An 18461-nucleotide genomic window follows, 5' to 3' on the forward strand; every position below is an offset into this window, starting at 1 on the left:
CCTTTGCTACCGCTCTTTTGGCTATCTTAGCGTATCCGGCAAGCATCGGGCAACCATAGGAAGATGAGGTTATTCTCGTGTTCCACTGACTTTGCGGCGCGGTCGATTAGGCGGCAGATTACTGTCCACCGATTGTTTGAAGCTCTCTAGTATTTTGAGGAGTGATGCGAAAAAAGGCGAGCCAAACACCGCAACAATTCCCCACATCCAGGTTCCTAACTGCCACGATTTTTTTACATAAGCTGATTCTGAACCAGTTAAAATGAGAGCCGGGTCCAGACCAAGCATGCCAAAAATGACACCAGCAGCCAATACGGAAATTACCAAATTGAAAAAGCGCTTGTAATGCATCAATCGAGCAGCGTGATACTGATCCTCCCAGCAATTTTCTTTCGCCTCATAGTCCGTCGCCAAAAAGGGAATGACTGATTTAAAAGCTTCTGTAACTCCTGCTGCCGCGCTGGACACCGCTGTTATATAAATCAAAAAAGAAATAGATGAATCCAACGTAACCATCATGCTTCCCTCCTTTGTACATATGTATGGAGTTGGAGGGACAACTTGCAAATTTTTTTTGCAGTTTGTATATTTCCCCTTTGTTGTTTATGCGGTAAGATGTGAAGTGCATGTAAATATGAGGAAGGGCAGGGATTGCTATGCAGGACTTTTCTTTTGTATGGAATCAGTACGACTTGATTCGCGGAATGTTTTTGGCGAGATTGACGGAAATAACCGAGGAAGAAGCAGATGTGGTTCCAGTTGGCTTTAAAAACAACATTCGCTGGAATATTGGTCATATTCTTCTGACACAAGATTATTTGCTCTTCGGACCAGAAGGAATGAAATGTCCTCCGCATTACGCAGCCATGTTCGCTCCAGGAACCAAACCTGCTGATTGGCAAAAAGAAGGGCCTTCCCTCGAAGCCTTAGCTGCCGAGCTAAAGGAACAACATGTGCGAATCAAAGAAGAATTGCATGCCCGCTTGAATGATCCATTGCCAAAACCGTTTGAACTAGGAGACAAAGGCACTATGCATACTTATGGAGAAATGATGGTCTTCACTCTTTTCCATGAAGGAATGCACATCGGATGTATTTCGTCATTGCGAAAAGCGATTGCGGTTGCTAAATAAGGAAAATCGGACAAAAACGCGGGATCGTTTATCCGCGTTTTTCTTTTTGCCTGCCAAATCCTCAAAAAATGAAAACCGCTCCAATGAGGAGCGGTCCTTGTCGAGCCCGAATTGCTTATGGGGTTCTACCGGTTATTCTCTTTGGCTCTTCAACCTCCATCGTAGAGAAAAGTAGCTAAAGGAATCGGTGTATTTCCATACGACTTTCGTCGATTGCTTGATCATGGTTATCCACGGATCTTCGCCTCCTGCAAGGCATTTCGCCGTTTACTTACATGAATCATCGGGCTCGACAAAAATAGTATGACCTCCTCGCAGTTTTTCATACATCCTCTTTACAATAAATCTGCGGCCAGCTGTGCAAGCACACTCCGTTCGCCTTTTTCCAACTGGATATGTCCAGCCAGCTTTTGGTCTTTAAATACTTCTACCACGTAGGTTAAACCGTTGTTGCTCTCATCCAGATACGGATGATCGATCTGCTCTGGATCACCCATTAGCACAATTTTCGAGCCGTCCCCCACCCTCGTCAGGATCGTCTTCACTTCATGCTTTGTCAAGTTTTGAGCTTCATCAATGATAATAAATTGTTCTGGGATGGAGCGCCCACGAATATACGTCAAAGCTTCCACCTGCAAACTACCCATGCCTGCCAAAATTTTATCCAGATCACCTGGGCGCTTTGTATTAAATAAATATTCTAAATTATCATAAATCGGTTGCATCCACGGTCGAAGCTTTTCTTCCTTTTCGCCGGGTAAATAACCGATGTCTTTTCCAAGCGGAACGATAGGTCTTGCCACTAACAGTTTTTTGTACTTTTGCTGGTCCTCGATTTGCAGCAGGCCCGCTGCTAATGCCAGCAAGGTTTTTCCTGTACCGGCCTTCCCGGTCATGGTTACTAAAGGAATATCATCTCGCAGCAGCAATTCGGTTGCCATCCGTTGCTGCACGTTACGGGCTCGGATGCCCCAAATCGGATCATCATCTGACACAAGCATTTCTAACATTTTTCCGTCCGGGTCGACTTTTCCAATCGCTGAAATAGATGGGTTGCATTCGTCCTTCAGCACTAAAAATTGATGAGGGTAAAAGCGATAGCGTGGAAAACAGGAGGCCAGTTGCAGCTTTCTTGTCGCGTAGTAAGTCTTGATGATGTTGGACGCTACCATCATCTTCTGATACCCCGGGTAAATACTGGAGAACTCCCCCACAACTCGATCCGAAAGAAAATCCTCTGCGGAAATATTCAATGCATCAGCCTTGACTCTCATGAGAGCATCCTTACTTACCAAAATGACTGGTCTTGGCTGTGGTTTTCCGTTTTCCTCCTCCTGTAAGTTTAGTGCGACCGCCAAAATGCGGTTGTCATTGCTCATTTCCGTGAATTGTTTCTGAAGGCGGTGGAAAGAGGAATGATTCAGTTCCACCCGAAACAACCCGCCTGTTTCTAGGGTAATGCCAGTGTGCAATTGCCCCAGCTCACGAAAACTGTCAAAGAGCCGAGATACGTACCGAGCATTGCGGCCAATTTCATCCATGTACCGCTTTTTGGAATCGATTTCTTCTAATACGACAGCTGGTATGACAATTTCATTGTCAGCGAAAGAAAACATCGCCCTAGGATCTTGCAGGAGTACGTTGGTGTCCAGTACGTAGATTTTCTTCAAAATCTCGCCTCCTATTACCCTTCTTATATACCCTATGCAATTTTTGTAGGGATGCTCAAGTGCGGCGACGTGATGTACTACAGTCTATGTTCAGGTAGACAGAGATAGACGACCCATTGGCAGAATGAAAATGGGCAGCCCAGAACAAAATACTTGTAACCCTGCCCTCCTCACGAAGGAAGGCAATACTGGGAAAGGGAGAATGCCTGTGAAACGGATCATGATCTACTGCCTCGGTTTTAGCTTGTTGCTTACAGCATGCATGTCGGGCAATAAACCACCGGCCAATCAGGCTGCACAGCCGAAGCATGCCACTCATACTCAACGCGTTCAGCAAACAGCTCCTGAGCCTGCTTATAATCAATCTTCTCAAGCCACCGCTGATCGTCTGGTCCAACTGGCAACCCGTGTGAAAAGGGTACACAGCGCGACTGCTGTGGTCTTGGGCAAATATGCCGTAGTCGGTATTACTGTGGACCCGAATCTGGATCGCCCAGAAGTCGGCGTCATTAAGTATACGGTTGCGGAAGCGCTGAAAGAAGACCCTCAAGGAGCGAACGTTGTCGTAACCGCAGACCCTGCCGTCGTACAACGGTTACGGGAGATGAGAGATGATATTCGTCGCGGTCGTCCTGTTGCCGGAATTACGGAAGAGTTAGCGGATATCGTTGGTCGGATCATACCGCAACTACCGCGCAGTGTGCAGCCTCGCGAACAAACCCCTTCTCAAGTAAAAGAAAAACGCATGCACAAAGAGCCGCAAGGACAAAACAAGATCAACGCAAATCGTACAGGAACACCTTAAAAGAAAAGAGGTATCCCCCGGATTTAAGCCCGGGAGAATACCTCTTTTTCTTTATGGACGGGTGCTTCAGATGGCAAATGATCCAAAGCTTGCTTCAAATCTGCCACCAAGTCATCGAAATCCTCCAAACCAGCTGACAACCGGATCAAACCATCCGTGATTCCCCTTGCAGCTCTTTCCTCAGCAGGCATCGCTGCATGTGACATCGTAGCTGGGTACGAGAGAATCGTTTCCACTGCCCCGAGGCTGACAGCCACAATCGGCAATTTTACGCGATCAAACAACGCTTTTGCTCGCTCGTGGCTCCCAACATCAAAAGAAAGAACAGCCCCATGACCAGTCGCTTGTTGTGTTTGAATCAGGTGACCGGGGTGATCCGCCAGCCCCGTATAGTAAACTCGGCTTACTTGTGGATGCGAAGACAACCAGTCAGCCAAGCTCGCGGCTGTTTTCGTGCTGACATCCAGTCGGGCTTTCAATGTTTTGAGCCCACGCATCACGAGCCAGCAGTCCTGCACACCCAAAATCGCTCCCATGCCATTCTGGATAAAGTAGAGCTGTTCCCCTAACGCAGCCTCTCTGGTCACAGCCAGACCTGCAACGACGTCGCTATGCCCTCCGATAAACTTCGTTGCACTATGAATGACCACATCTGCGCCAAGCTCCAATGGCCGCTGGTAATACGGGGTAAGGAACGTATTATCGACAATGACGAGCAAGCCGTGCTCCTTCGCTATACGAGAAACCGCTGCAATATCTGTCACCTTTAAGGTGGGATTGGAGGGGGTCTCCAGGTAAACCCCTTTCGTTGCCGGTGTAATGGCCGCACGAACGGCTTCTGTATCTGTTGCATCCACGAACGTAACGGAGATGCCCATTCTCGACAATACCTTGGTCAAAAACCGAAACGTGCCACCGTATACATCTTCCGCCACTACAACATGGTCTCCAGCTGAAAACAACATGAACACGCTGGAAATGGCAGCCATGCCAGATGAGAACGCGAAACCGCGTGCGCCTCCCTCCAGAGACGCAATGGCGTCCTCCAAAGCCTGCCTGGTCGGATTGCCTGATCTTGCATAATCGAATGTACCTGGCTGATCGATATCAGCCTGATGAAATGTGGAAGCCTGATAAATCGGAACCGACGACGCACCTGTGAACGGGTCAATGCAAGTCGAACCGTGGAGGATCTTGGTTGCAAAATTCATCGTACACTCCCCCCTACGACCAAACTAGCATTCAATGCCTGAAACAAATCGGCTACGACATCATCTGGATGCTCGATGCCAACCGACAGTCGCAACAATCGATCACAAACACCGACATGCTCTCTGACTTCTTGCGGGATATCGGCGTGAGTCTGCGTCGCCGGATACGTACACAATGACTCGACACCACCCAGACTTTCTGCAAAGGACACCATTTGCAGATTTTGCAGGAACAATCCCACCTGCTCTGCATCGCATACGCGGAACGATACCATCCCACTATGCCCAGTCGCTTGATTCACCTGGATCTCATGTCCCGGATGCTCTGGCAGACCTGGATAAAATACCTCCGCTACTGCCGGATGCTCACGCAGCTTTTCCGCTACAATCAAGGCATTGGATTGATGGCGCTCCATCCGCAATGCCAATGTTTTCATCCCGCGAACGAGAAGCCAACAATCTTGCGGCCCAAGTACAGCACCGATCGAATTGTGCAAAAACCGGATTTTTTCCGACAACTCTTCCCCTTTTGTTACGATGAGTCCAGCCAGCACATCGTTATGTCCTGCCAAATACTTGGTTGCACTATGTAAGACGATATCTGCACCAAGCTCTAATGGGCGTTGACAATACGGGGTTAAGAATGTGTTGTCTACAATCGTCAGGAGCCCGTGCTGTTTCGCCAATTGTGTTACTGCTCGAATATCGGTAATCTGCATGAGCGGATTGGTTGGTGTCTCAACAAAGATGGCCTTTGTATCCGGGCGAATCGCATCTTTGAGTGCACGAATGTCACGTAAATCCACGTACGAAAACGTCAGACCGTAACGAGAGAGCACTTGCTCGAACAATCGATAGGTTCCCCCGTACAGATCGAGTGAAACGATCAGATGATCCCCTTGGGAAAACAAACCCATGACGGTATGAACAGCAGCCATTCCGGAGGCGCAAGCAAATCCTGTATCTCCTGATTCTGCTTCAGCGATGGTCTCCTCCAAAATGGTGCGAGTAGGATTAGCTGTGCGTGTATAATCATATCCAGTGCTCTGGCCCAAGGCAGGATGGCGATAAGCCGTTGCATAGTAAACAGGAAAGCTCACCGCCCCTGTTTTTTCGTCTCTGCCTACGCCCGCCTGAATCAATTTCGTTTCTAACTTCATGTCTATTTCTCTCCCTCCAATAGTGTACGAGGGCATCAAAAAAGCCCCCTTTCCTCTGAAAGAAGGCTTTGTTTACGTCACCGTAAGCAAATCCTTCTCATCTTTCAGAGTTTGATAACTCTGCAGGAATTAGCACCATTATCTCCCTGTTAAAATACAGGTGATTGGTTGCCGGGCATCATCGGGCCAGTCCCTCCGCCGCTCTGGATAAGAAGATTGCTATTCAATTTGATTGACCCTAATACTAAAGGATCGGCAGGATCCTTGTCAACAATTTATTTCCACCCGTTAATTTGCATCCTTCAAGGCTGTCATAACTTGATTGTCCAGCTTCGCTGCCGCGTTTTTGTCATACGTCTTTTCATATTGTGGTTCTACGGAAATACGGGAACCGTAAAACATAATATCACGAACAGCCTCAATCTTGATTTCTGCCATGGCCAGCTTGAGCGGAACACCTTCCAGTCGGTCTGTTTTGACGACAGCACGACCATTAATGGCGAAAGACGAGCCGGCACCGATCAAATGCAGAACAATTTGTGGTTCCTTCGCAATATTAGCCAAAATACGTGAGCGATTATCCACGGCAAAACGAATCGTATCGGCGCTGACAGCATACGTCCAGGACAAGGAGCTGAGCGATGGTGCCCCTGACTCATGGTCTACTGTGCCCAAGGTAACAAAACGCTCCTTTTGCAAGAGCTTGAATAAATCTTCGGAAAGAGATTGGGAAACAGTTTCAGCCATTTTAAAGCCTCCTAACAAACGTTTTGTACGTTCATTTTACCCTTCACATAGCTGATAGGCAAACGTTTCCTCTCCACCTTGATTCTGGTGGTCTTTTTCCCTAGACTGGTAGGTAACGATATCGAATGATGGAAGGGGATGGACAGCTTGTCGCCTACAGACCGCCTTATCCAGCAAATTGACCAAGTACTTGAAGAGCTTCAGGAAGTTCGGAAGGTAAATGAGCGGATGCATAAAATTGCGATGTTCCTGGAAGATATTCGACTAGCAGATGTGATCCAAAATTACACAGCCCCGCGCAAGCTGCTCTGGATCAATTTCCTCGCAGGTCTTGCCCGGGGTCTGGGATTGACGATTGGTACTGCTATCGTTTTGGCTTTCCTCGGCTCCCTCTTGACGCAATTTCTTTCGATCCCCATTCTGGGGGATTACATCAGACAATTGGTGGAGTACGTCGAGACTTACAAGCAGCGGCCTTAACGATAGAGACTAGTCTCTGTCGTCGTCACGATCGTCATCGTCGTCATGATCATCATCGTGGTCGTCATTCCATTCTTTACCGTGCTTTTTCCAATAGCCATACGCGTTGCCGTTGGGATGCTTATCTTTCTGCTTATCTTTCTGCTTCCCTTTTTCTTTTTTCTTTTTGTCATCATCATCGCCTTCATCGTCGTCTGTTGGCTTCACAGGCTCGACAATGACTTTTGTGCTTAATGCAACGTCAGCTTTCTTAACCAGCTTATCGTCTTCATACAATGCGAATTGAATCGATTTGGCGCTAAAGGAACGATCCTTGTAAGACAACGTCAAAGAAAATTCACCTTTGTCATTCGGTTCAATCTCTTTTTTCTTCCCGTCAGGAGCGATCACAAACAATTCCGTATCGTCCTTTTTATTCCAGCCGCTTACTGTCCCCTTCACCTGAATGGACTTGGCGGCAGGATTGTTTACAGCAGTCCCCTTGATGGCATATACGGTCGCTTGATCCTTGTCAGGAGCGTTAACGATTTCTACCTGAACGGATTCGGAATCAACCTTCTTGCCATCCTCGTAAACCTCGATCAAGGCTTTTTGATCTTTTGCTGCTTGTACATCCTTTACTGAAACCGTAAAGCTGCCTACGCCATCCCACAGCTTCTTCACGTTTGCGTCTTTTTTCACGCCATTATAGGTGACAGTTACTTTGTCTGCCCCCTGCTTGACAATTCCTTTTACTTTTAATTCCTTTTTCTTCGCATCCAATACAGACATGGTATGGATGATCATTTCCTTATCTTCTTCTGCTTTTGGAACGATCTTTACCTTTTCGCTATCAACCAACTTGCTGCCTGCATAGGCACTCACGGTTACATACGGTTCATAAGATGCATCAGGAGCTTCAAAGCTGACCGTAAAAGAGTGCTCGTTGGTCGGCACGACTTCAATGATGTCGGAATTCGGCTTTTTCACAACCACTTTGGTGACATCCGAAGTCACAATCCCCTTTATGTACACCTTGTTATTTTCAGTCTTGGCATTTACACTCACGATTTCTTCATCATTGTCTGTCAGGCGCACTTCCAGCCAAATATCGCTGTAGTACTCGTTGTAGATACGCTCCCACTCCGCTTTGTTTTCTTCCATAAACGCTTGGAGCTTCGTATTCAAGTTGATTTCTTCTACAATGATGTACAAGTGTTCCGCTTGATTTTTCAAGAGCATGTTCAACGTGGTTGGATCATTTTGGGCAAGTTCTTTCAGATTGTAGCGTGTGACTTGCTTGCCTTCGTCATTCATGACTACCTTTGTGGCACTTGGACTAGCAATCGAGCTTGCATTGGCAAAAATTGGCGTCAAACAGCCAAGAATACCTGCAGCTGTCACCACTGCTAATACGGGCTTGGTCATGTACTTTTTCAACGGTAGTTCCCCCTTCTAGTCTGCCAAAATCCCCCTGGTTGCTTGGGGCATGAATATTGACGTGAAATCATTTTCAAAAGTTGCATCATCCTAGAAACCGCATCTTATTACCTATGAAAAGCCCTTGATACAAAAACCCCCCCCAACCTCCGAATCATTTCGGCAAGTAGAGAGGGAGTCTTTGTCACGGTTAGTTACAGTTGAACTTGGGTTCACTTTCAATCGCGACCAATAAAGATTCGATTGATTCAGCAGGGTATCGTACTTCCATGGACTGTGAATCAGCGTTCCCAAATAGCACGTACCAGCTACCTTCCTGACGATAGCCGATATCGCTCATTTGATGATCCTCTTGCAGCAATTGCAAGAAAAAAGCAGCTGTCTCCAAAGCAGAGCGATCTTCTGGTCGCGCATCGGCAACCACTTGAATTTGGAGCCAGTTAAATAGTGCATCTTCACGCTTCACGCGGTTCTCCTCACTTTCGACCAGTTTGCTCCGGCTTGATCCGTACCTTTACAATCACGAGAATCGCGATCGCCACCAGCATTGCACTTTTCACAGGTAGCTGCACATCCAAAATAGCGAAAATGAGAGCTCCAGCAAATAAAAGGATGTACAAGAGTAAGGTTTTCAAAATTGGCATACGGATACGGGTAGCAAATCCAAGATAATAGACAATAATTAATTCCACAAACAAAATCCAAGCCCGGTATTTATCAGCCCATATGCGAAAGCTGTCATATGCTGTGAGCTGATCTGGATTCGTTGGCACATAGGTTGATGCGATTTGTATCCAGTCCATCACTTATCTCTCCTGTCTTCAAGCGGTGAAACTCCTACCACTTCACATGCCACCTCATAGGCGGAATGAAGCGAATAGTCACTCCTTTTTTCTTAGGAAAACGCTATCTTTCTTACTTTATCAGGTGGTGGATTCTGTGTCAAAAAACGGTAGGCCCTTCCATGTTGCTGGCATGAATTTCGCCGTACATGCTATGATGAGGATATGTCAGTAGAAAAAGGTGGGAATAAGATGAGCTTGTATGATATTGCCGTCAAAACGATTTCCGGTGAAGAAAAGACATTGGACGCCTTCAAAGGGCATGTCCTGCTAATCGTGAACGTCGCCAGCCAATGCGGACTTACCCCTCAATACAAAGGGCTACAGGAGCTGTATGAGCGTTATCAGGATAAGGGTCTCGTCGTTCTCGGCTTCCCTTGCAACCAGTTCGCTGGACAAGAGCCAGGAACAGAAGAAGAAATCGCAACGTTCTGCGATCGCAATTACGGCGTGACGTTCCCGCTTTTTGCAAAGATCGATGTCAATGGTCCTGGTACTCACCCGTTGTATCAATACTTGAAGGAACATGCTACTAGTGAAGAAAATCCAGATATCGAATGGAACTTCGCCAAATTCCTCGTGGATAAAGACGGTCATGTCGCAAAACGCATCAGTGCTCGTACTCAACCTGAGGAACTCAGCTCTGATATCGAGAGTCTGTTGTAAGGACAAGCCCAAATAAAAACGCCACTTCATCCCCAACAGGATCAAGTGGCGTTCTTTTCTTTTCAATCTTACGCTTGCGGTTGTGCTTCATAGCGTCTTTGCTTCTCATAGCGCTCACGATCTGATTTGTTCAGATATTTTTTGCGCAGACGAACGGATTGAGGTGTTACTTCGCACAGCTCATCGTCGTTCAGATATTCCAATGCCTCTTCCAAAGACAACATGCGAGGAGCCTTCATTTTGACAGTCTCATCCTTGGTCGCAGAACGTACGTTTGTCGCATGCTTTTCTTTACATACGTTAACAACAAGATCGTTGTCACGGTTATGCTCGCCCACGATCATGCCCTCGTATACTTCTGTACCTGGGTGAATGAACATCGTTCCGCGATCTTCTACGGACATCAAGCCGTACGTGGTAGCTGTTCCTGTCTCGTGGGAAATAAGTACCCCTGCGTGACGTCCTCCTACCGCTCCTGGTACAAGTGGACGATAGCTGTCGAAGGAGTGGTTGAGAATACCGTAACCGCGTGTAATCGTCAAGAACTCTGTACGATATCCGATCAAACCACGGGATGGAATAATGAATTCCAGACGAACTTGTCCGAAGCCGTTGTTGATCATGTTAACCATCTCGGCTTTACGTTGACCCAATGTCTCCATAACCGGCCCTGTGTATTCCTCAGGTACATCAATAATCAACAGCTCAGCCGGTTCCATTTTTTGTCCATCGATCATACGAATGATAACCTCAGGCTTGGACACACCCAGCTCAAAGCCTTCACGACGCATGTTCTCTACCAAGATGGACAAGTGCAATTCACCACGTCCAGAAACCACATACGCATCTGGCGAATCTGTTTCATCTACACGCAGAGATACATCTGTCTCCAGCTCAGACATCAGACGATCACGTAGCTTGCGGGAAGTCACGTGCTTACCTTCGCGACCAGCAAACGGGCTGTTATTCACGAGGAACGTCATTTGCAGAGTAGGCTCGTCAATTTTCAAGAGTGGCAATGCCTCGGGATGATCAACGTGGCAAACGGTTTCCCCTACGTTGATATCGTCAATACCAGAAATCGCTACAATATCTCCTGCTCTTGCTGTTTTTTGCTCAACACGTTGCAAACCGGAGAAACCGAACAGCTTTTGAATCCGTGCTTTTTTCACTTCGCCTTCGCGTGTAGTGACAGATACCATTTCATTCAGGTTCATGGTTCCGCGATAGATGCGGCCAATCCCGATACGACCCAAAAAGTCGTTGTAATCCAGCATGGTTACTTGCATTTGGAGCGGAGCAGATTCGTCTGCGTCAGGAGCAGGCATATGCTCTACGATGGTGTCAAACAGTGGGCGAAGGTCGCCTTCCAGCTTATCTGGCTCAAGTCCTGCAATCCCTTGCAGACCGGAAGCATATACGATTGGGAATTCCAGCTGGTCTTCCGTCGCATCCAGATCAATGAACAGGTCGTACACTTCGTTGATTACTTCTTGAGGACGTGCATTGTCGCGGTCAACTTTGTTCACGACAACGATAGGGGTAACTTTTGCTTCCAGCGCTTTTTTCAATACAAAGCGCGTTTGTGGCATACAGCCTTCGAAGGCGTCGACGATCAACAGAACGCCATCCACCATGCTCATGATACGCTCAACCTCACCACCGAAGTCAGCATGGCCTGGTGTATCCAAGATGTTAATCGTGAAATCATTGTATTTGACCGAAGTGGTTTTCGCCAGGATCGTAATTCCACGCTCGCGCTCCAGGTCGTTAGAGTCCATCATTCTCTCTTCTACCTGTTGGTTCGAGCGGAATGTGCCCGATTGGATCAAAAGTTTGTCAACCAGTGTTGTTTTTCCGTGGTCAACGTGGGCAATAATTGCAATGTTGCGTATGTCAAGACGCTTCATGTGAACCTCCTCTATTATGCATACCTTCCATATTAACAGGTAGTGAAACGCGGCACAATGGGCAGTTTTTTACGGGAGCCACTTCCAGAGTAAGGGACTTTATTTTCGTCATACTAAGGAAAATGGAGGTGGCATACGTATGAAACGGTACGGCCCGAAATGTTTGGTTGGCTTGCTTATGATTGCAACCATGATGACCGGATGCGCAAGCTCGAGCAGCCATCCAAAAAATCAAGCGCACACACAAAGTACCACCTATCAACAGGCCCCAGGTGCCAGGGCAAGCCTCGCTCATGATTATCATGCCTACACTGGCGGAATCAATGCCCGCAATTATCGAAACGGATATACGGTTAACGGTTTTAATCAGGATTTGGCTGAGCAGCTCACCATGGTCGCAGATGACGTGCCTGGTGTGGAACGTGCTACTGTTCTCGTGAGCGGCACAGATGCCGTCATCGGAATTCGTGTTCGGAAAAATTTTGGCCCTGAGCAAACGCGCATAATCGAACAGCAAGTCCACTCAGCTGTTCGTTCACGTGTTCCCAACTTTTCGATCCAAGTAGCCTCCGACTCAGCCACATTTGACCGGATTCGTGCCATCCACGCAGATATTTATGAAGAAGCGACGCATCGGACCAATCAAGTTGATGTGAGACCCGACATGAAAAGCCAGATCACCAATACATCCACGGAATTTCGTTCTCTGCTCCACGATATTGGCCGCAGAATTCCTACTGTCACTCCATGATGACCAATATGAATCGAAGCTCCATATAAAAGAGGTGCGGAATTAGCCCGCACCTCTTGAAAACTTTTCCATTTGTTACTTACTTTGCCGCTTCAACCAGTTTCATTTCTGGCTCAACAACTTGCAGTTCACCCAAACCACGAACTAATTTCTTCGCGTAAGTTTTTTCCGGCTTCAGCACGGATACCAAGTAGTCGATTGCGATTTGCGGATCAACGGTTTCCCCACACGTGTAGCAATCCAGAGCAGCAAAGCCGCGCTCAGGATACGTATGAATGGACAGGTGGCTTTCCGAGAGAAGAACCAGTACGGTAGCACCCTGAGGAGAAAACTGCTTCGCTTGCACACTCAGTACCGTAGCACCGCATGCCTCAGCAGCCTCAATCATTTCCTTTTTCAAAAATTCTGCGTCGTTCAACAAATCAAACTGAACTCCCCATGTGTCAACAGCAACGTGTCTTCCGAAAGTCGAATATTCCATCTTTCGGTTCCCCCTTCCTAACGAGTGTAATGTTAAACATCGCTAGGACCTGCGTCATTCACTAACGGGGGCGGTTTCCGTTGTTATCCACCCTTTAAAGTGAATCCTGGTTCCTAATCCTGTTTCCAACGAAAACAACAATACCATGCTTTGGCCTAGTTTGACAATACCCTTTTTCAATAATCTATTTAGAACACTATAAATAGGCTGACGGCTATCTCTACAGGATGGAGAGCAACCACCTGCTACAAGTGGATTTCACATGTTCTGAAATATGCTACACTTTCAGAAATGAACCAGAATGGAGAGGATCGCAAACAAATGATTACTATCCGTAATGCCAAAGGAGAAGATTTGCCTGCATTGATCGCCATCGAGCACCTTTGCTTCTCACCAGATGAGGCTGCGACACAGGGAGCATTTGAGAAGCGTATTCATTTGATTCCTGACAGCTTTTTTGTAGCGGAAGCGGATGGGGTCATTGCGGGTTTGGTCAATGGACCCGTCATCGAATCCACCTTCATTACCGATGATCTATTTCAAACAATTAAAGAAAATCCGGCATCTGGCGGACATCAAACCATTTTAGGATTAGCCGTTTCTCCCGCTTTTCAAAATCGCGGCATTGCCTCCATGCTCCTATTACACCTAGAATCATCAGCAAGAGAGTCCGCCCGTGCGACGATCACGCTTACGTGTAAGGAAAATTTGATTGGCTACTATGAAAGTCATGGATACATCAACAACGGTGTTTCCAGCTCAGATCACGCTGGAGCAATTTGGTACAATATGAGCAAACCATTACAATTGCGCTAAGTGAAGGGCAAATAGCAAAAGCGGGCACCTCTTGTTAGGAGGAAACCCGCTTTTTGTTAATCACATACATAAAAAAGGGCGCCCCAGGCACCCTTTTTTTCACTAAACTTCTAATTCAAATAGACGTCGCGATAACGTTACTAATCGAACATCAATTGCTGGAAGTTTTTCCGGGGCAGTTCTCTTTGCCCAATTACGCAAATCCAGCCATCGGTCCGTTTCTTGACGTAAGGACTCAATCTCCTGCTCACTGCCATCCTGCTGGAACAACGCCTCCAGCTCATTAGCCATGTGCAGAGAGTTATTTTCAAAGATGGACACTTCTTCGTCTCCGGTAAGCTCCTGAATGCTCACAACCGATCCTTGATCGTAGTGATACACCATTGTGAAGCCGTCATAAATCCGGTGGACAATTCCATAGCCTCGGAACGCTTTCATTGCTTTTCTCATTGCATTTGCCAGCTGCCGATCTCGGATCAGATATGAGCTGTCGCAAGAGTAGCGGCTGCCAACCCGACAAAAACTCAATTGAATTTCGCCGTTCTTGTCATTCAAGATTACGTCACGATCGCCATTGTCACACACTTTGACTTGGACTGAAATGTGTTCATTGGTGAAAAGCGAAACGAACTGGTTCAGCTCTTCTTCATTCACCGTGAAATAGGCCTTGGCGTAATTAGTTGCTAAACGCTGTGCCATAAATATCTCCTCAATTCTTTTGGTTTACATGGGCCGAGTACGACCGAACAGTTATCCAAATCAGAGGAGATACGCTAAGTGTCAACAAAAGAACGCTGTAGAACCTGGCCTTGCCCCGCGAATCGAAAATCGATTTGGGTAATGAAGGCGGATCACCTACTTTTTGTTTTTCGCAAAAAAGCCATTTTTGACATCTTTATTATACCTCAGGTGCCCTCAAAAGTCTTGAGCAAAATGACGATGAATTTTAGCAAAAAACCGGAATATCCGCAATCAGACGCAGGGAAACGAAAAGAACTCCCTGAATCATTCATATGCTTGCTGTTTCATTGAAATTCAGAGGGACTTATATCCCTGCGATTGAGGTCATCGCTTTTTTGATCGCAGCCTGTTCTTCTTCAGACAAATGGTAGCTCGATGTCCCTTGCTCAAGCGGCTTGGCGTACACGCGAGATTCTTCTCGTCCAAAAATGCTGGTGATCACGACGCCGTTCCCAACGTCATCTGTTACCGCCAGCGAAAAGCTAAGATCACTGCCGACATCCCCGAAGGCATTGTAACGGATAATCGCTACTTTGCCGCATTGCGCTGCCATTCGTTGTGACAGACGATTGATGGCAAACTGCTGATCACTGTGCTGCTTTTTCATTTCTTCTACCTGATCCAGCAGTCTGTGCAAGCCCTCCTCGAGATTGGCTCCTCCCGTCCCTGTCATGATCCGGTTGATTGATTTCCTCAATCGACTAATCCGGACGGACTGCATAATCACGATCCATATCAGGATCAGTGTCAATGCGATGACGGCTAAAAGCAGGATAGCTACATTGGGGATTTGTGATAGGAATGCTTCCAAAACTTTTCTTCCTTTCCGGCGCGTGCGTAAATATGCTGTCAAAACCTTCTTTATTGTACAACCGCCGGGCCTCCCATTCAAACAAGTCTTTCATAAAAACAACAATTACTAAATAAGCGACTTGCAACCAAAAAAAGCGACACCCTCATTTGTTTGAGATGTCGCTTTTTCATTCCGTATTGGTTTGTGTCAAACTCATCGTCCTTTGGCTATCCTCCAGTCTGCCTACGCTTCCAAAAGCAACATTTCCCGACGGAGCTGTTTTAATCGCTCTGTAGACTGCTTCATTTGACTTTGGTCTTTGGCCTGCATGGCGTCATACAACGTTGCCAGTTCATAATCCAACTCCAGACGCAGCACCGGGATGCGTTCTTCCGAGTCACGTCGTTTCATCGCGGCAATTACCTGATCCATCGTTACATTGCAAAATTTTTCATAGATCACTTTTTTCTCAGCTCCTTTTAATTCCACTATTCTGACAACTTCACCGTACTGGATTTGCTTCAGCAAGACGCACTCTTCAAAAGTGACCTTGATCATGGCATGCCCTTTTGCCCGCTCTACGAAGTGGTACAGTACGTGTGCCACTCGAGAATCATTGACAGGAATGCCTGTAATGTGCAGCTTATAGGACCCGTTTAAACGCTGCATTTTCCAGTCGGATCGGCCATCTGTGGTGTTCACGAGGAGGTGAAACTGCTCGGGAGATTCTTTCCACGTGACGCTCACCCCTGCTTCCACCAGGGCCTGCACCATCGCGTGCAATGTTTTGCGGTCAAACCAAACTGCCAAATGAAAATACTCCAACTCCATGCCGAGATTCATCTTCTACAGGCCCCTCCCGTTGACCGAATACTCAGATATCATTTTCGCCGTAAGGGAGTGAGTGGTATATCATATTATTCAGGCTTTGGTTTTGCTATTCATAAAACTCGGCATGTATTTTTTTCCTGGATGGTATGATATCATATGGAGGATTCCAAGCTCCCTTGACGGGGACGATCGCCCTTTTCTTTCCAGTGGGGTTCGATGATGCTTAAAAGAGGTGTTTGTTACATGCCAACGTTTCCAGGCTTTCGTCAAGAAGATTTTGATGTTTTTGCCATTGATGGACTAGATGCTCGAATGGACGCGATCAAAACCAATATCCGTCCCAAATTCGAAGTACTCAGCCAACACTTTGCGCCTTTTCTCTCCGTAGCAACCGGGGATGAAATGTTTACGCACATAGCAAAACATGCACGCCGTACGGTGAACCCACCAGCTGATACGTGGGTTGCCTGGGCTAATGATAAACGCGGTTACAAAAAACATCCGCACTTTCAAATCGGCTTGTGGGGAACACATTTGTTCGTTTGGTACGCGGTAATCTACGAGTCTCCTTCCAAAGAGATCATCAGTCATGCGTTTAACAAGCGTCTAGCTGAGGTCATCGCGATGGTTCCGGAGCATTTTCACTGGTCTCCAGATCATATGCAACCAGCAAGCACGTCTCAAAAAGAGCTGGGCACGGCTGGAGTGAAAAAGTTGGTGGATAGGCTGGCACAGGTAAAAAAAGCGGAGTTGCTCTGTGGAATTACCATTGACCGTCATGATCCAATCCTGGCAGACGGAGAAGCATTGGTGAGTCGTCTCGAAGAAACATTTGGTGTGTTGAGTAAGCTCTATACATTAGGAAATTCTCGTGGATAGACTGCCTCCCGCTTTCTTTAGTTGAGTTATATGCAAAAGAACAGGTCCGCTTTCATTTGAAAAACGCAGGCCTGTTCTTTTGTTTTAGGAAAAAGACCGCAGTCGATCCAACGACTTGTTCACATCGCCAAACATGCGGTCAAACAATTGTTGGACACTTGGTACATCCTCAATCAATCCAATAACCTGACCAGCCCAACCAAAGCCACGCTGGCTGTCGCCCTCATAAATAAATGTGCAATTGTTCGCACCACTGATGAGGCTCTTTAACTGCTCGTAGCCTGCCCCTTCTTTTTCCAATTGGAGAATGTGATCAGAGCCTGGTGTACGAACGACCCTCGCAGGTGTTCCCAATGTGCGCTTGATAACTGCGGTATCGTGCTCCGTTCCAGTAACCAAAGCTTCTTTGTAAGCCGAATGCGCATGGACACATTCTTGCGTCGCAATAAATCGCGTCCCCATCTCCACACCCTCTGCACCCAGTGCAAGCGCTGCCAAAATCCCCCGACCATCACCGATGCCACCGCTAGCCAATACCGGAATTTTCACGGAATCCACCACACGCGGAATTAATACAAACGTCCCGATATCATCTCGTCCCAGGTGACCCCCACCTTCTTGACCAACAGCCATCACAGCATCCGCGCCAATCGATTCTGCTTTTTGCGCTTGGCGGGCAGACGCAACCAAGACAAGCTTTTTGATGGGATGACCATCGAGTCTGCGCAGCAGCGGCTCTGGATTGCCTCCTGTTACCGAAACAGCTGCCACTCCTTCTTCAATCGCCACATCCAGCATTTCTTCATACGGCCGACCGTGTTGACCAATGGCATAATTCACACCAAATGGTTTATCCGTCAATGCACGGACCTTGCGAATCTCCTCCCGCAGTGCATCCGCCGAAGGCAAGGACATAGCCGTAATTTGACCGAGTCCCCCGGCATTTGATACAGCCGCAGCCAGATCTGCGTAAGCCAAATAAGCCAAGCCACCTTGAACTACCGGATATGTAATTTGAAGTAGCTCCGTTACTCTCGTTTTCATCCATTTATCACCCCGTGTAAATGACCTTCTCGGCTTACAGGCCAAACTCCTGCCACCACTCGTAAGCATGAATAAAAATTCG

General features: G+C 47.2%; 21 protein-coding genes and 1 riboswitch. Of the genes, 7 read left to right on the forward strand and 14 right to left on the reverse strand.

The genetic code is table 11. From position 1 onward, the window contains the following. Nucleotides 1-69: 69 nt before the first annotated feature. Complete coding sequence (locus ACM6JA_RS09805; protein ID WP_414852245.1) at nt 70-516, reverse strand: hypothetical protein; 447 nt, start codon at nt 514-516, stop codon at nt 70-72. Nucleotides 517-656: 140 nt separating this feature from the next. On the opposite strand from ACM6JA_RS09805, the gene ACM6JA_RS09810 reads away from it, so the two are divergent. Continuing rightward, nucleotides 657-1133 carry a DinB family protein gene (locus ACM6JA_RS09810; protein ID WP_414852123.1) on the forward strand — a complete coding sequence of 159 codons (477 nt, stop codon included), beginning with the start codon at nt 657-659 and terminating at the stop codon, nt 1131-1133. Nucleotides 1134-1468: 335 nt separating this feature from the next. Here ACM6JA_RS09810 and ACM6JA_RS09815 read toward each other — a convergent pair whose 3' ends face one another. Beyond that, a complete protein-coding gene (locus ACM6JA_RS09815) occupies nt 1469-2803 on the reverse strand; it encodes a PhoH family protein (protein ID WP_007723274.1) in 1335 nt (444 codons plus the stop codon). 202 nt (nt 2804-3005) lie between these two features. Between ACM6JA_RS09815 and ACM6JA_RS09820 the strand changes: the two genes are divergently transcribed. Next, a complete protein-coding gene (locus ACM6JA_RS09820; protein WP_414852124.1) occupies nt 3006-3608 on the forward strand; it encodes a YhcN/YlaJ family sporulation lipoprotein in 603 nt (200 codons plus the stop codon). Between the two features lie 23 nt (nt 3609-3631). On the opposite strand, the gene ACM6JA_RS09825 is transcribed toward ACM6JA_RS09820, so the two are convergent. From ACM6JA_RS09825 to ACM6JA_RS09835, 3 genes are all read right to left on the reverse strand, one after another. After that, nucleotides 3632-4819, reverse strand: a complete 1188-nt coding sequence (locus ACM6JA_RS09825) for a trans-sulfuration enzyme family protein (RefSeq protein ID WP_414852125.1) — start codon at nt 4817-4819, stop codon at nt 3632-3634. Continuing rightward, nucleotides 4816-5979 (reverse strand): aminotransferase class I/II-fold pyridoxal phosphate-dependent enzyme, encoded by a 1164-nt coding sequence (locus tag ACM6JA_RS09830; protein ID WP_414852126.1) that lies wholly within the window; start codon nt 5977-5979, stop codon nt 4816-4818. The genes ACM6JA_RS09825 and ACM6JA_RS09830 overlap by 4 nt, the downstream gene beginning before the upstream one ends. A gap of 94 nt (nt 5980-6073) precedes the next feature. Then, nucleotides 6074-6193, reverse strand: a riboswitch (SAM riboswitch). 74 nt (nt 6194-6267) lie between these two features. After that, nucleotides 6268-6726 carry a pyridoxamine 5'-phosphate oxidase family protein gene (locus ACM6JA_RS09835; protein WP_414852127.1) on the reverse strand — a complete coding sequence of 153 codons (459 nt, stop codon included), beginning with the start codon at nt 6724-6726 and terminating at the stop codon, nt 6268-6270. Nucleotides 6727-6864: 138 nt separating this feature from the next. Between ACM6JA_RS09835 and ACM6JA_RS09840 the strand changes: the two genes are divergently transcribed. Further along, nucleotides 6865-7206, forward strand: coding sequence for a DUF5665 domain-containing protein (locus ACM6JA_RS09840; RefSeq protein WP_414852128.1), 342 nt, complete (start codon nt 6865-6867; stop codon nt 7204-7206). A gap of 9 nt (nt 7207-7215) precedes the next feature. Here ACM6JA_RS09840 and ACM6JA_RS09845 read toward each other — a convergent pair whose 3' ends face one another. The 3 genes from ACM6JA_RS09845 to ACM6JA_RS09855 all read right to left on the reverse strand — a co-directional run bounded on the left by ACM6JA_RS09845 (nt 7216) and on the right by ACM6JA_RS09855 (nt 9428). Next, nucleotides 7216-8625, reverse strand: coding sequence for a hypothetical protein (locus tag ACM6JA_RS09845; RefSeq protein ID WP_414852129.1), 1410 nt, complete (start codon nt 8623-8625; stop codon nt 7216-7218). A gap of 190 nt (nt 8626-8815) precedes the next feature. Beyond that, nucleotides 8816-9091, reverse strand: a complete 276-nt coding sequence (locus ACM6JA_RS09850; RefSeq protein WP_414852130.1) for a hypothetical protein — start codon at nt 9089-9091, stop codon at nt 8816-8818. Nucleotides 9092-9101: 10 nt separating this feature from the next. After that, nucleotides 9102-9428, reverse strand: coding sequence for a YlaH-like family protein (locus ACM6JA_RS09855; RefSeq protein WP_173617182.1), 327 nt, complete (start codon nt 9426-9428; stop codon nt 9102-9104). Between the two features lie 231 nt (nt 9429-9659). On the opposite strand from ACM6JA_RS09855, the gene ACM6JA_RS09860 reads away from it, so the two are divergent. Next, entirely contained in the window at nt 9660-10133 is a 474-nt protein-coding gene (locus tag ACM6JA_RS09860) for a glutathione peroxidase (protein ID WP_409174691.1), read from the forward strand. Between the two features lie 68 nt (nt 10134-10201). Here ACM6JA_RS09860 and typA read toward each other — a convergent pair whose 3' ends face one another. Further along, on the reverse strand, nt 10202-12043 hold the full coding sequence (typA, locus tag ACM6JA_RS09865) for a translational GTPase TypA (RefSeq protein WP_017249600.1): 1842 nt from the start codon (nt 12041-12043) through the stop codon (nt 10202-10204). A 139-nt stretch (nt 12044-12182) separates the two neighbouring features. Here typA and ACM6JA_RS09870 point away from each other — a divergent pair, with 139 nt between their 5' ends. Then, nucleotides 12183-12794: a YhcN/YlaJ family sporulation lipoprotein gene (locus tag ACM6JA_RS09870; RefSeq protein ID WP_414852131.1), complete on the forward strand. Its 612-nt coding sequence runs from the start codon at nt 12183-12185 to the stop codon at nt 12792-12794. Between the two features lie 79 nt (nt 12795-12873). Here the strand turns inward: ACM6JA_RS09870 and speD are convergent, their stop codons facing one another. Further along, nucleotides 12874-13275: an adenosylmethionine decarboxylase gene (speD, locus tag ACM6JA_RS09875; protein ID WP_007723244.1), complete on the reverse strand. Its 402-nt coding sequence runs from the start codon at nt 13273-13275 to the stop codon at nt 12874-12876. A 321-nt stretch (nt 13276-13596) separates the two neighbouring features. Between speD and ACM6JA_RS09880 the strand changes: the two genes are divergently transcribed. Next, the gene (locus tag ACM6JA_RS09880) at nt 13597-14091 is read left to right on the forward strand and encodes a GNAT family N-acetyltransferase (protein WP_414852246.1); all 495 of its coding nucleotides are present in this window, start codon (nt 13597-13599) and stop codon (nt 14089-14091) included. 102 nt (nt 14092-14193) lie between these two features. Here ACM6JA_RS09880 and ACM6JA_RS09885 read toward each other — a convergent pair whose 3' ends face one another. The 3 genes from ACM6JA_RS09885 to ACM6JA_RS09895 all read right to left on the reverse strand — a co-directional run bounded on the left by ACM6JA_RS09885 (nt 14194) and on the right by ACM6JA_RS09895 (nt 16468). Next, nucleotides 14194-14790: a hypothetical protein gene (locus tag ACM6JA_RS09885; protein WP_007723238.1), complete on the reverse strand. Its 597-nt coding sequence runs from the start codon at nt 14788-14790 to the stop codon at nt 14194-14196. A 346-nt stretch (nt 14791-15136) separates the two neighbouring features. Continuing rightward, a complete protein-coding gene (locus ACM6JA_RS09890) occupies nt 15137-15643 on the reverse strand; it encodes a DUF4446 family protein (protein WP_007723233.1) in 507 nt (168 codons plus the stop codon). A gap of 225 nt (nt 15644-15868) precedes the next feature. Beyond that, the gene (locus ACM6JA_RS09895; protein WP_414852132.1) at nt 15869-16468 is read right to left on the reverse strand and encodes a hypothetical protein; all 600 of its coding nucleotides are present in this window, start codon (nt 16466-16468) and stop codon (nt 15869-15871) included. A 231-nt stretch (nt 16469-16699) separates the two neighbouring features. On the opposite strand from ACM6JA_RS09895, the gene ACM6JA_RS09900 reads away from it, so the two are divergent. After that, the gene (locus tag ACM6JA_RS09900) at nt 16700-17335 is read left to right on the forward strand and encodes a YktB family protein (RefSeq protein WP_414852133.1); all 636 of its coding nucleotides are present in this window, start codon (nt 16700-16702) and stop codon (nt 17333-17335) included. An 84-nt stretch (nt 17336-17419) separates the two neighbouring features. Here the strand turns inward: ACM6JA_RS09900 and ACM6JA_RS09905 are convergent, their stop codons facing one another. Next, nucleotides 17420-18379 (reverse strand): NAD(P)H-dependent flavin oxidoreductase, encoded by a 960-nt coding sequence (locus ACM6JA_RS09905; RefSeq protein WP_414852134.1) that lies wholly within the window; start codon nt 18377-18379, stop codon nt 17420-17422. Between the last annotated feature and the right edge of the window lie 82 nt (nt 18380-18461).

The sequence above is a fragment of the Brevibacillus sp. IT-7CA2 genome (genome assembly GCF_949767855.1).
Lineage (GTDB): Bacteria > Bacillota > Bacilli > Brevibacillales > Brevibacillaceae > Brevibacillus.